Source organism: Streptomyces sp. R33 (assembly GCF_041200175.1).
GTDB lineage: Bacteria > Actinomycetota > Actinomycetes > Streptomycetales > Streptomycetaceae > Streptomyces > Streptomyces katrae_B.
Map to the genome: position 1 here is coordinate 6,445,283 of NZ_CP165727.1, position 12,349 is coordinate 6,457,631.

Sequence of the window (12,349 nt, forward strand, 5' to 3'; positions counted from 1 at the left end):
GGGCGGGTGCGGCGTGCGGGTCTGCCGGGGGCTGCGGCTGCGCGGAGCTCTCGCCGCCCCGCCGCGGCGGGGAAGGCCGCCCGCGGGGCCGGCGCCTTCACGGGGCCCCCGGGGGGAGGAACGGGAGGCCTGCGGGGGCACCCGTCTCGATCAGGCGGAGCAGGGCATCGGTGTCCGCGTGCTCGGCGATCAGATCGCCCAGCAGGTCCAGTTGTTCCTCCCGGAGGGAGGAGAACGAGGTGTCCGGGGACGGGACGAAGCGGCGGCCCGACGCCGCGGCCACCTCGCGGAGGAACGCCCGGCGGAAGCCGTCCGACTCCAGCGAGCCGTGCCAGTGGGTCCCCCACACCGACCCGACCCGGCAGCCGTCCAGGAACGGCTCCCCGCCCAGGACCTCGGCCACCCCGTGGTGGATCTCGTACCCGGCGACCTCCTCGCCGAGCGCGGTCCCGGAAGGCCGCTCCAGGGTCTTCTCCCGCTCGAAGCGGATCCGCACCGGCAGCAGGCCGAGCCCGTCCACCGAGCCCGCCCTGGACTCGACCTCGTCCTCGATGTGCTCGCCGAGCACCTGGAAGCCGCCGCAGATGCCCAGCACCGGGCGGCCCTCCGCGGCCCGCCGCGCCAGCGCGTCCGCGAGGCCGCGCTCGCGCAGCCACTCCAGCGCCTTCACCGTGCCCCGGGTGCCCGGGACCACCACCAGGTCCGCGTCGGCCAGCTCCTCGGCCCGGTCCACGAACCGCACCACGACCCCCGGCTCCGCCGCGAGCGCGTCGACGTCGGTGAAGTTCGACATCAGCGGCACCGCGCACACCGCGACCCGCAGGACGTCCTCGCCGACCGGCGGCGCCACGACCGACTCGCGCACCGCGCCCCGCAGCGAGACCCGGAGCCCGTCCTCCTCGTCGATGCCCAGCCCGTGCCGGAACGGCAGCACGCCGTACGTCGCCCGGCCGGTGAGGGAACGCAGCATCTCCATGCCCGGTTCCAGCAGCGACACGTCGCCGCGGAACTTGTTCACCATGTAGCCCGCGATCAGCTCCTGGTCCTGCGGCGACAGCAGCGCCGTCGTCCCGAAGAACGAGGCGAAGACCCCGCCCCGGTCGATGTCCCCGACCACGACCACCGGGAACCGCGCGGCCCGCGCGATGCCCATGTTCACGATGTCGGTCCGGCGCAGGTTGATCTCGGCCGGACTGCCCGCCCCCTCGCAGATCACGGCGTCATACGTGCCCCGCAGCTGCTCCAGGCAGTCCGTGACCACACCCAGAAGCCGTTCCTGGCGCCCCCCGTGGTAGCCGCGCGCACTCATCTCGCCCACCGGCTTGCCCAGCAGCACCACCTGGCTGCTCTGGTCGCTGCCGGGCTTGAGCAGCACCGGGTTCATCAGCGCCGTCGGCTCCACGCACGCCGCCTGCGCCTGCATCGCCTGCGCCCGCCCGATCTCGGCGCCCTCGCGCGTGACGAACGAGTTCAGCGACATGTTCTGCGCCTTGAACGGCGCCACCTTCACGCCCTGCCGGGCCAGCCAGCGGCAGATGCCCGCCGTGACCACGCTCTTGCCCGCGTCCGATGTCGTACCGGCGACGAGGAGTCCCCCGCCCAGCTTGCCGCCGCTCACGCGCGTCCCCTCCCCGCCACACGTGACACCGCACAGCGCAGTGCCACACACGCTCCCAGCGCCAGCCACGTCACCTGCCGTGACAGCCGCACCGCCCGTTCGATGTCCGCGACCTGCACCGGCCGCCCCGCCTCGCCGTTCAGTACGGCCCGGTGCTCGACCCGCCCTCCGTACGCCAGGGTGCCCCCCAGCCGTACGCCGAGCGCCCCGGCGAACGAGGCCTCCACGGGCCCGGCGTTCGGGCTCGGGTGCTCGGCCGCGTCCGCCCGCCAGGCCCGTACGGCTCCCCGCCGGTCGGGTCCGGCGATCACGGCGGCCAGGGCGGTCAGCCGGGCGCCCGGCCAGCCCGCGAGGTCGTCGAGCCGGGCCGAGGCCCAGCCGTAGCGAAGGTAGCGCGGGGACTTGTGGCCCACCATCGCGTCCAGGGTGTTCACGGCGCGGAAGGCCAGCAGCCCGGGGACACCGGCGGCGGCGCCCCACACGAGGGCCCCGACCACCGCGTCGGAGGTGTTCTCGGCGACGGACTCCACGACGGCGCGGGCCATCTGCTGCTCGTCCAGGGCCTGCGGGTCGCGCCCGCACAGGTGCGGCAGCCGCTCCCGGGCCACCTCGGCGTCCCCGGCGGCGAGCGCGCCGCCGATGGCGCGGGCCTCGCGGCCCAGCGAGGTGCCGCCGACGACGGCCCAGGTGGCCGCTGCGGTCAGGGCGATACGGGCGGCCGCGGGCCGGGAGCGCACGGCGCGGGCGCCCAGCGCGCCGACGGCGGCCGCGCCCCCGGCGCACAGGAGGGTGTGGAGGAGGCCCCGGGCGCGGTCGTCGCGCCACAGGGCGCCTTCGACGGCGGCGGCTGCTCGTCCGAAGGCGGCCACGGGGTGCCCTCGGCGCGGATCACCGAGGATCCGGTCGCCGATCAGGCCCGCCGTGGCGCCGTACGCGAAGACGCGATCGGCACGCATGGTGGCAGGTATGTCCTCACTCAGGGTCCGCGCCCTGGTTCGACGTGTCCGGCGGTGGGAGTTCCTGGCTCCCGGGGCGCACGTGCCGCGTGCTCCCCGGTGACAGTGGCGGGACCGCGCCGGATTCGCACCGGACTTCCTCTCCATGCCGCCGTATTGGCTCGGGCAGTCCACCACGCACCGCGAAGGCCCGTCAACTCGCCGTTGACCTGCGGCGGGGCAGCTCGCCACCATGGGCCGCAGGCACGCGAAAGCTCCCTCCGGGAAACCCGTAGGGAGCTTTCGTGCGCCGTGCCCGAATCGGTCAGCTGACGATCAGGTAGATCCCGTACGCCACGGCCGACGCGACGAGCGCGAAGCAGGCGTACGCGCCGCTGCGGGCCAGGGTGGCGGTGCCGCCCTGCTCGGTGGCGGTCTCGTGCTTGGACAGGCCCACCAGGCCCAGGGTGAACAGGGCCACGAGCGCGACGGTGGCGGAGAGGCTGACCCCGAAGACGGAGCCGAGTGCTGCCCAGTCGATCTTCATACTGCGGATTCCTCTGTCGTTCTCGGGGTCAGACCGCGGCGGCGGGAGCCGCCGGCGTGGCCGGGGCGGCCGCCGGGATGGTGGCCTTCAGGGCGTCGTCCGTGACCGCGGCGGTCGTACCGGCGGCGGCCTCGGCGGCCACGGTCGGCGGGACGGTGACGGCGGCCATGGCCGTGGTGACGACACCCGGCTCCTCGGCCGCGGCCGGCTGCACGTCGTTGACGTTGCTGTGGTCGACGACCTGGCGGCGGGAGATGAGCCAGATGGCGACGCACGAGGCGACCAGGAAGAGCGCGACGGCGGCGACGCCGACGTCACCCGTGCGCATGACCAGCTCGGCACCGGAGGCGACGACGGCCGCGGCCGGCAGGGTCAGGCCCCAGGCGATGAACATGCGGGTGGCGGTGGACCAGCGGACCACACCGCCCTTGCGGCCCAGGCCCGCACCCATGACGGCGCCGGAGCACGCGTGGGTGGTGGAGAGGGAGAAGCCGAGGCTGGAGGAGGCCAGGATGACGCTGGCGGCCGAGGTCTGGGCGGCGAAGCCCTGCTGCGGCTGCAGGTCGGTCAGGCCGCTGCCCAGGGTGCGGATGATGCGCCAGCCGCCCAGGTAGGTGCCCATCGCGATCGCCATGCCGGCGGAGACGATGACCCAGACCGGCGGGTTGGAGCCGGGCGCGAGCGCGCCGCCGGCGACCAGGGCCAGGGTGATGATGCCCATCGTCTTCTGCGCGTCGTTGGTGCCGTGCGCGAGGGAGACGAGTCCCGCCGAGGCGATCTGACCGGCCTTGTAGCCCTTGGCGGAGGTCTTCTTGCCGACGTTCCCGCCCAGCTTGTAGGTGACCTTGGCGGCGAGCATCGCGGCCACACCGGCCACGATCGGCGCGGCGACCGCGGGGAGCAGCACCTTGGTGACGAGCGTGCCGCCGTTGACGGCGCCGAGGCCGGCGGAGGCGACGGCCGCACCGACCAGGCCGCCCATCAGGGCGTGGGAGGAGCTGGAGGGGAGTCCGACCAGCCAGGTGACGAGGTTCCAGAGGATCGCGCCGACCAGGGCCGCGAAGATCACTTCTGGCTGGATGCCCTCTTCGTTGACCAGGCCCTTGGAGATCGTCTTGGCGACCTCCACGGACATGAACGCGCCGACGAGGTTGAGCACGGCGGACATGGCCACCGCCGTCTTGGGCTTGAGGGCGCCGGTCGAGATGGTGGTCGCCATCGCGTTGGCTGTGTCGTGGAAACCGTTCGTGAAGTCGAACACGAGAGCGGTGATGATCACGATCCCGAGGAGAAGCGTTATGTGCTCCATTTACCCAGGCTTCTGTTTGACGTCAGTGGCTCGGCGACCGTAGGCAACCTGGATGAACGGAAGGTGAACTGACTCCGGCGGAGCGGTGTACCGGCCCGTCGTGCCATCGGGACCTTCATCCCCATTTTGGCGTGGATACGGCGATTCGTGCACGTCAACGCCGGGTGACCGGGGGGTTTCACCAGTGGTCCGAGCCCTCTTCGCCCGCCCCGCGGGGGGTCGGGGGGAGATGCAGATCACTCCCCGCCGCCAGGCCCGCCGGACCGCCCGGGCCACTCTTCCCCTCCCCGCCCGGCGGCAAGCGGAGCATTCCGCTCCAGTGGCCCGCTCGCCCTCCCGCCTCGACACTGGAGCCGTGCCTTCCGCCACAGTGACGGCCGCGGCCGTCACGACCACTCTCGTCGGGGCCGGCGTCGCCGCGGTCGCGGCCGGCCGGTACGCCGCCGACGCCGCCCTGCGGCACGACCCCGGCCGCCCCCTGCCCGGCGGGCCGCGGCTCAGCGTCCACTCCGCCGGCTCGGGGCGGATCACGCTGACCCGCTCGCTGGCCTCCCTGCGCCCCGGTACGTACGGGCTCACGGCCCCCGGGGTGCACGCCGTGGTCGGGCCCGTCCTCGAAGGTGCCGCGCCCGGCCCGGACACCGTCGTGCGCCGGCTCCTCGACGTCACCCACGGCAGCCTGGAGCCCGGGACCCGGGTCACCCTCACCCCCCAGGTCCACGCGGGCAACCCCCGTACCGCCCTCGGGCTCGAGCACGCCGACGTGGACATCCCCGGGGAGCTCGGCGGGCTGCCCGCGTGGTTCGTGCCCGCCGCCCGCGACACCTGGGTGATCACCGTGCACGGGCTCGGCGCCGGCCGCGAGCACCCGATGGTGGTCATGCCGTTCCTGCACCGCCAGCGGCTGCCCGTCCTCGACCTCGCGTACCGCGGCGACCTCGGCGCCCCCGCCTCACCGGACGGTCTCGGCCACCTCGGCGAGTCGGAATGGCGCGACGTGGACGCCGCCATCCGCTACGCCTTGCGCTACGGCGCCCGGAGGGTCGTCCTGCACGGCTGGTCCACCGGCGCCGCCATGGCCCTGTACGCCGCCGAGCGTTCGGCCCTCGCCGACCGGATCTCCGGCCTCGTGCTGGACTCGCCCGTGCTCGACTGGCACACCACCCTGCGCGCGCTCGTCGCCGCCCGCCGCACCCCGGCCCCGCTGGTGCCGTTCGCGGTGCGGGCCGCCGAGGGGAGCGCCGGACTGCGCGCCGACCGCCGGGGAGCCGGGGCGGACCCCGCGGCGCTGCGCATCCCCGTCCTGATCTTCCACGGCCCGGACGACACGCTCGCCCCCTGGGAGCCCTCCCGCCGACTCGCCGCCGCACGTCCCGACCTCGTCACCCTGACGACCGTCCGCGAAGCTCCGCACGGGGCGATGTGGAACGCGGACCCGGCCGGATACGAGGAGGCGCTGAGGCGCTTTCTCACCCCTCTTATGTGAAGGCCGTGTGCCGGACGGGACAGGGAGGGGGCATTCTCCCCGTATGTCCCTCCGGCAACCGGCGATAATGGCTGGTTCCGTTTGGGCTTTCGGCCGGTGACGGGCGAGACTGCTTCCGTGACGTCCCGAAAGCCTGATGAGCAGTTGGCTCGCGACTCCAGACTCCGACTCGTCTCCCCGCGTTCCGTCGCCGCGGCCCGCAAGGCGGTGACCGACCGACGCGCCCGTACCGCCTCCCGGCCCCCGGCGGGCACCCCCGCCACGGCCGAACTCGCGAACCGGGCCCGGGCCTCGCTCGCCGACGCGGTACGGCTCGCCCGCTGGGCCGAGCTCAACCTCGGCGCCGGCGACGGAGGCCGACCCGCCCCGGCGGGAGCACTGCCCGCCTCCGACGTGGAACGGGCCGCCGCCGAACTGAACCTGACGCACGGGCAGATCCGGGTCGGCTGGGACCGCGCCCGGCTCGCCGGCCTCGTGGAGGTGCACGGCGGCCACGCCCGGCCCGGCTGGCGGCTGCGCGCCTGGGACCGCGACGACGCCGCAGTGCTGCGCGGCTGGGTCGCGCTGTTCGACGCCTGGTCACTGGTCCACCCGGCCCCGGCCGACATCGCGCCCGCGGTCGTCGCCGAGGTGGTCGAGGCGATGCCCCAACTGCTCTCCCTGCTCCAGCTGTCCGCCGGTCCCGTGACCGTGCCGGACCTGCTGGACCTGCTCGGCCAGCGCGTCACCGAACTGCGCGACGAGCGGTGCGAGGTCCCCTATGACGCCCCGGCGCGCGAGACTTCGCCCTCTGACGGGGCGGCAGCCACCGCCGGAGCCACGGCAGTCGGCGCCGACCCGACCGGCGCCGGCACGACCCGCCCCGGGCCGGCCGGCTCCGACGCGGCCGTCGCGGTCGCGGAGGCCACGGCCCATGCGGTGCCCGTCCCGCTCGCCCGGCTGCTGCGCTGGGCGCTCGGCGGACTCGCCGCCGTCGACGCCGTCACCCTCGGCCCCGCCCAGGCCGCCCTCACCCCGCTCGGCAGCTGGGCCGTCTGGGTCAAGCTCGAACAGATCTGCGTCGCCGCGCAGAGCCCCGCCGGGAACATCGAGCAGTCCGCCGCCGCGATGCTGCACGGCTGCGCCCGGCTCACCCCGGGACCGGCCCGCGCCGAGTACCAGGCCTGGCTCGCCGCCCGGCCCGTCGGCCATGCCGTCAGCGAGCTGCTGCACGCCGCCCGCGGGGAGGACGCCCTGCTGCGCGGCCTGGCCTTCGAGGCCCTGCGCGTGGTCGGCGCCCCGGCCGAACCCGAGGTGCGCGCCGCCGTCCGCGACGCAGCCCTGCGGCCGTACGCCCTGCTCTGGCTCGCCGAGCACGACGGGGTGGATCCCGACGAGGCCCAGGACGTGCTCACCGCCGAGGAGTCGACCTGGCTCTGGGTGGACACCGCGGCCGCCATCGCCGACCACGGCGAGGCCGACCTGCTGGCCCGCCACCTCGACTCGGCCGTCCGCACCACCGTTCCGCGGCTGCTGGACGAGGTCCGCGCGGTCGGCCATCCGCGCACCGTCCAGGTCCTGGTCGCGCTGGCCGCCGCCCACCCGGACCCGGCCCTGGCCAAGGCGGTCCGCCGGGCCGCGTTCCAGGTCCACACCGGCGGCGCGTAGCGCCCGTACGGGTCCGTACGCGGGAACGCGCCGCGGGTCTCAGACCTGCGGCGCGTACGTCCCGAAGCTCCAGATGTTGCCCTCGGCGTCCCTGGCCGTGTAGTCGCGGGACCCGTAGTCCTGGTCGGTGGGCTCCATCAGGACCTCCACGCCGTGCTCCGCGGCCCGCCGGTGGTGGGCGTCCACATCGTCGACCACCACGTAGACCCCCGCGGGCCCACCGCCCTCCATGGCCTTGTCGAAGACGCTGCCGGTGCCCTTGCTGCCCAGCATCACCAGGCCGTTGCCGTACGCCAGCTCCGCATGCATCACGGCTCCGTCCTCTCCCTCGTACACCGCGACCTGGCTGAAGCCGAAGGCCTCGGTCAGCAGCTTGATGGCCGCCTTCGCGTCGCGATATCGCAGCGTGGGACAGATGGACGGAACGCCTGCCATGACGACCACTCCCTCTCGTGACGGTGACCTGCGTCACAGCATGGCAGGCGGCGCCGACAGTCAGCGGAAGGTGTCGCACCGGGCCATGTCGCCCGTGCGGTAGCCCTGGTAGAACCACTGCTGGCGCTGCCGGGCCGAACCGTGCGTCCAGGACTCCGGGGTCACCCGGCCCTGGAACTTCTCCTGGATCCGGTCGTCGCCGACCGCGGCCGCCGCGTCGAGGCCGTCCCTGATGTCCTGGTCGGTGAGGGTTTTGAGCAGCGGCCGGCCCGTGGACTCGTCCGGGGTCCTGGTCGCGTGGTGCGCCCACACCCCCGCGTAGCAGTCGGCCTGCAGCTCGACCTTGACCGCGTCGCTGTTCGCGCCCGGCTGTCCGCCCTGGGCCTTCTGCAGGGTGCCGGTCAGGTTCTGGATGTGGTGCCCGTACTCATGGGCGACGACATAGGCCTGGCCGAAGGGGCCGCCGCCGGCGCCGAACTTCGTCCTCAGGTCGTCGAAGAAGCCGAGGTCCAGGTAGACCCGCCGGTCGGCGGGGCAGTAGAAGGGGCCGACCGCCGAGGTGGCGGCCCCGCAGGCGGTGTTCACGCGGCCGGTGAAGAAGCGCGTCGGCGCCGGGGCGTACCGGCCGCCGCGGCGGGTGAACTCCTCCCGCCAGAAGTCCTGGGTGCTGTTGACGACCGCGACCAGCCGGCAGTCCTCCCGCACGTTCGCGTCCCGCCCCTTCCTGCACGACTGCTCCACCTGACTGACGGACGACGAGGTCGCCAGCGGCTCCGGGTTGCCCGAGGAGAGCCCCAGCTCGTCCGGGCCCACGCCGAAGAGCAGCCCGAGGACCAGTGCGATGAGGCCCGCGATACCGCCGCCGATCGTCGCGCGCCCGCCCGGGATGCGGCTGCCCCGTTCGTCCTCGACCTCGGAAGTGTCCAGATCGGCGTCGTCGTCGAACTGCATCCCGCACCGCCCTCGATTCCACGTGGCCTGGCCGCCCAGCGGCGCGTATCACCCGGTCCATCCTGATACGTGCCCCGGCCTGCCGAGGCGATCCGTGGGCCGAACGGGGGACGGGCGCGGGGGCGGACGGGGCGTGCGTCAAGGGCCGGACGCCCCCATAACCAGTTGCACACCCCCGGTAGAATGAATCCCATGGCAAATCTCCTCGCGGATTAGCGGCGTCGAAGCATCGCGTCCTGCCCCCCTTCCGCCGTCCACCCGCCCTGGAGTATTTCCGTGATCACCGCCACCGGCGTCGAGCTGCGCGCCGGCGCCCGCGTCCTCATCGAGTCCGCCTCGTTCCGCATCGCCAAGGGCGACCGCATCGGCCTGGTCGGCCGCAACGGAGCGGGCAAGACCACCCTCACCAAGTGCCTCGCCGGCGAGGGCCAGCCCGCGGCCGGCTCCATCACCCGCTCGGGTGAGGTCGGCTACCTCCCGCAGGACCCGCGCACCGGCGACCTGGACGTCCTGGCCCGCGACCGGATCCTGTCCGCCCGCGGCCTCGACGTCCTGATCAAGAAGATGCGGATGAACGAGGAGCGCATCGCCACCGGCGCCGGCGCCACCCGCGAGAAGGCGCTCAGGCAGTACGAGCGCCAGGAGACCGAGTTCCTCACCAAGGGCGGGTACGCCGCCGAGTCCGAGGCCGCGACCATCTCGGCCGCCCTCAGCCTCCCCGACCGGGTCCTCGGCCAGCCGCTGCACACCCTCTCCGGCGGCCAGCGCCGCCGCGTCGAGCTCGCCCGGATCCTCTTCTCGGACGCCGACACCCTGCTCCTCGACGAGCCGACGAACCACCTCGACGCCGACTCCATCGTCTGGCTGCGCGACTACCTGAAGAACTACCGCGGCGGCTTCGTCGTGATCTCCCACGACGTCGACCTGGTCGAGACCGTCGTCAACAAGGTCTTCTACCTGGACGCCAACCGCTCCCAGATCGACGTCTACAACATGGGCTGGAAGCTCTACCAGCAGCAGCGCGAGGCCGACGAGAAGCGCCGCAAGCGCGAGCGCCAGAACGCCGAGAAGAAGGCCGCGGCCCTGAACTCGCAGGCCGACAAGATGCGCGCGAAGGCGACCAAGACCGTCGCCGCGCAGAACATGGCCAAGCGCGCCGACCGGCTGCTCGCGGGCCTGGAGGCCGTCCGCGTCTCCGACAAGGTCGCCAAGCTGCGCTTCCCGGACCCGGCGCCCTGCGGGAAGACCCCGCTGACCGCCGAGGGCCTGTCGAAGTCGTACGGCTCCCTGGAGATCTTCACCGACGTCGACCTGGCCATCGACAAGGGCTCACGCGTCGTCATCCTCGGCCTCAACGGCGCCGGCAAGACCACCCTGCTGCGGCTGCTCGCGGGCACCGAGAAGCCGGACACCGGCGAGGTCACCCCGGGCCACGGCCTCAAGCTCGGCTACTACGCCCAGGAGCACGAGACGCTCGACCCCGACCGCACGGTCCTGGAGAACATGCGCTCCGCCGCGCCCGACCTGGACCTGGTCGCCGTACGCAAGACCCTCGGCTCGTTCCTCTTCTCCGGCGACGACGTGGACAAGCCGGCCGGTGTCCTCTCCGGCGGCGAGAAGACCCGTCTGGCCCTGGCCACGCTGGTCGTCTCCTCGGCGAACGTGCTGCTGCTCGACGAGCCCACCAACAACCTCGACCCGGCCAGCCGTGAGGAGATCCTGGGCGCGCTGCGCACGTACAAGGGCGCGGTCATCCTCGTCACGCACGACGAGGGCGCGGTCGAGGCGCTGGAGCCGGAGCGGATCATCCTGCTCCCGGACGGAGTCGAGGACCTGTGGGGCCCGGACTACCGGGACCTCGTCGCCCTCGCCTGATCCTCCCGGACCCGGTGATCCAGTTCCTTATGGATCATTCGGCTCAGGCGTGATCCATCATCTGAGTGAGACGGTCTCGTACCTCTGCGCTCTGTACGACGGCCCCGGCCGTGCCCGCACGGGCATGCGGCCGGGGCCGTCGTTTTTCGTCGTCCGGCCCCTGACCTGGCGATTCCCGGCGAGGGTCGAGAAGTGTGACGGACGTCATGCAGCGGAAGAGAAGATTCCGTTCTGCTGACGTGTCCACTGGTCGAGAAATGCCGTCGTACCGACCTTGCTGAATGGGTGGCCAGGAAGCCGGGGAGGGGTGATCATGAGAAGTCCAGAGCGCACTTCCCATGAGGAGGCACGGGTGGCCGAGACTCTGAAGAAGGGCAGCCGGGTAACCGGCGCCGCGCGCGACAAGCTCGCGGCAGACCTGAAGAAGAAGTACGACTCCGGTGCGAGTATCCGGGCGCTGGCCGAGGAAACCGGCCGGTCCTACGGATTCGTCCACCGGATGCTCAGCGAGTCCGGAGTCGTGCTGCGTGGTCGCGGTGGCGCGACGCGCGGCAAGAAGGCGGCTTCGGCCTGACCCGGAACCCTGGCCGTCAGGCCCGGGGCCGGGGTGGAAGACGCTTGCCTGCCCACACCGCGGTTCTTTCGGTGACCCCCGGTCGGCCGTGTGGCCGACCGGGTGGTTACTGTGCAGTCACTTAGGCCGGGATTGCGGCCGACTGCACACCGGAGGCACCAGATGGCTCTGCTCGACAAGGACGGCGTACGGCTCACCGTGGACGACTCGGTCGCCACGGTGACACTGACCAATCCGGCCAAGCGAAACGCTCAGTCCCCCGCGCTCTGGCGGGCGTTGACGGAGGCCGGAAGGTCGTTGCCGGGCACCGTCCGGGTCGTGGTGCTGCGCGGTGAGGGCCAGTCCTTCTCCGCCGGACTCGACCGGCAGGCGTTCACCCCCGAGGGTTTCGAGGGTGAGCCGTCCTTCCTCGATCTGGCGCGCGGTTCGGACGAACTGCTCGACTCGACCATTGCCGAGTACCAGGAGGCTTTCACCTGGTGGCGGCGCAATGACATCGTCTCCATCGCCGCCGTGCAGGGGCATGCGATCGGCGCCGGCTTCCAGCTCGCGCTGGCGTGTGACCTGCGGGTGGTCGCGGACGACGTGCAGTTCGCCATGCGCGAGACCAGCCTGGGTCTCGTGCCGGACCTGGCGGGCACGCAGCCGCTGACCTCCCTGGTGGGCTACGCCCGCGCGCTCGAGATCTGCGCGACGGGCCGCTTCGTGCACGCCGAGGAGGCGGAGCGGGTCGGACTGGCCAACCTGGTCGTCCCCGCCGACGAGCTCGACGCGGCGGTGCAGGACCTCACGACGGCGCTGCTCGCCCCGCCGCGGGATGCCGTGATCGAGACGAAGGCGCTGCTCCGCGAGGCGGTGTCCCGCCCGTACGACGACCAGCGCTCGGCGGAACGCGCCGCCCAGGCCCGCCGCCTCCGCGACCTGGCCGGCCTCGCGGACTGACTTACGGGTGCAGCGCGGGTCCGGGGGCTC

The 12,349-nt window shown here is 73.2% G+C and carries 11 protein-coding genes and 1 riboswitch; of the genes, 5 read left to right on the plus strand and 6 right to left on the minus strand.

Features of this window, described 5'->3' with window-relative positions:
* Positions 1 to 97 precede the first annotated feature (97 nt).
* From AB5J51_RS29655 to AB5J51_RS29670, 4 genes are all read right to left on the minus strand, one after another.
* Entirely contained in the window at positions 98 to 1,603 is a 1,506-nt protein-coding gene (locus AB5J51_RS29655; protein WP_053790256.1) for a cobyric acid synthase, read from the minus strand.
* Positions 1,604 to 1,614: 11 nt separating this feature from the next.
* On the minus strand, positions 1,615 to 2,574 hold the full coding sequence (locus tag AB5J51_RS29660; RefSeq protein ID WP_053790236.1) for a cobalamin biosynthesis protein: 960 nt from the start codon (positions 2,572 to 2,574) through the stop codon (positions 1,615 to 1,617).
* Between the two features lie 38 nt (positions 2,575 to 2,612).
* Positions 2,613 to 2,764, minus strand: a riboswitch (cobalamin riboswitch).
* Positions 2,765 to 2,878: 114 nt separating this feature from the next.
* Positions 2,879 to 3,100, minus strand: coding sequence for a hypothetical protein (locus tag AB5J51_RS29665; protein WP_030300504.1), 222 nt, complete (start codon positions 3,098 to 3,100; stop codon positions 2,879 to 2,881).
* Positions 3,101 to 3,128: 28 nt separating this feature from the next.
* Positions 3,129 to 4,409 (minus strand): inorganic phosphate transporter, encoded by a 1,281-nt coding sequence (locus tag AB5J51_RS29670; RefSeq protein WP_053790237.1) that lies wholly within the window; start codon positions 4,407 to 4,409, stop codon positions 3,129 to 3,131.
* A 355-nt stretch (positions 4,410 to 4,764) separates the two neighbouring features.
* Here AB5J51_RS29670 and AB5J51_RS29675 point away from each other — a divergent pair, with 355 nt between their 5' ends.
* Both AB5J51_RS29675 and AB5J51_RS29680 read left to right on the plus strand, forming a co-directional pair.
* On the plus strand, positions 4,765 to 5,895 hold the full coding sequence (locus AB5J51_RS29675) for a S9 family peptidase (RefSeq protein ID WP_136225984.1): 1,131 nt from the start codon (positions 4,765 to 4,767) through the stop codon (positions 5,893 to 5,895).
* 117 nt (positions 5,896 to 6,012) lie between these two features.
* Positions 6,013 to 7,542 (plus strand): hypothetical protein, encoded by a 1,530-nt coding sequence (locus AB5J51_RS29680; protein ID WP_078987963.1) that lies wholly within the window; start codon positions 6,013 to 6,015, stop codon positions 7,540 to 7,542.
* A 39-nt stretch (positions 7,543 to 7,581) separates the two neighbouring features.
* On the opposite strand, the gene AB5J51_RS29685 is transcribed toward AB5J51_RS29680, so the two are convergent.
* A complete protein-coding gene (locus tag AB5J51_RS29685; protein WP_369779061.1) occupies positions 7,582 to 7,977 on the minus strand; it encodes a VOC family protein in 396 nt (131 codons plus the stop codon).
* 60 nt (positions 7,978 to 8,037) lie between these two features.
* Positions 8,038 to 8,928: a neutral zinc metallopeptidase gene (locus tag AB5J51_RS29690; protein WP_136225986.1), complete on the minus strand. Its 891-nt coding sequence runs from the start codon at positions 8,926 to 8,928 to the stop codon at positions 8,038 to 8,040.
* A 276-nt stretch (positions 8,929 to 9,204) separates the two neighbouring features.
* Here AB5J51_RS29690 and AB5J51_RS29695 point away from each other — a divergent pair, with 276 nt between their 5' ends.
* The 3 genes from AB5J51_RS29695 to AB5J51_RS29705 all read left to right on the plus strand — a co-directional run bounded on the left by AB5J51_RS29695 (position 9,205) and on the right by AB5J51_RS29705 (position 12,319).
* Entirely contained in the window at positions 9,205 to 10,803 is a 1,599-nt protein-coding gene (locus AB5J51_RS29695; RefSeq protein WP_030300513.1) for an ABC-F family ATP-binding cassette domain-containing protein, read from the plus strand.
* 352 nt (positions 10,804 to 11,155) lie between these two features.
* Positions 11,156 to 11,377 (plus strand): helix-turn-helix domain-containing protein, encoded by a 222-nt coding sequence (locus AB5J51_RS29700; protein WP_005319113.1) that lies wholly within the window; start codon positions 11,156 to 11,158, stop codon positions 11,375 to 11,377.
* Positions 11,378 to 11,539: 162 nt separating this feature from the next.
* Complete coding sequence (locus AB5J51_RS29705; protein WP_136227105.1) at positions 11,540 to 12,319, plus strand: enoyl-CoA hydratase/isomerase family protein; 780 nt, start codon at positions 11,540 to 11,542, stop codon at positions 12,317 to 12,319.
* Positions 12,320 to 12,349 lie beyond the last annotated feature (30 nt).

What these genes read in the sequence shown, in the direction of transcription:
- AB5J51_RS29690 (WP_136225986.1), bottom strand. Translation starts at nt 8,928, where the DNA reads ATGCAGTTCGACGACGACGCCGATCTGGACACTTCCGAGGTCGAGGAC.
- AB5J51_RS29705 (WP_136227105.1), top strand. Translation starts at nt 11,540, where the DNA reads ATGGCTCTGCTCGACAAGGACGGCGTACGGCTCACCGTGGACGACTCG.
- AB5J51_RS29670 (WP_053790237.1), bottom strand. Translation starts at nt 4,409, where the DNA reads ATGGAGCACATAACGCTTCTCCTCGGGATCGTGATCATCACCGCTCTC.
- AB5J51_RS29660 (WP_053790236.1), bottom strand. Translation starts at nt 2,574, where the DNA reads ATGCGTGCCGATCGCGTCTTCGCGTACGGCGCCACGGCGGGCCTGATC.
- AB5J51_RS29685 (WP_369779061.1), bottom strand. Translation starts at nt 7,977, where the DNA reads ATGGCAGGCGTTCCGTCCATCTGTCCCACGCTGCGATATCGCGACGCG.
- AB5J51_RS29665 (WP_030300504.1), bottom strand. Translation starts at nt 3,100, where the DNA reads ATGAAGATCGACTGGGCAGCACTCGGCTCCGTCTTCGGGGTCAGCCTC.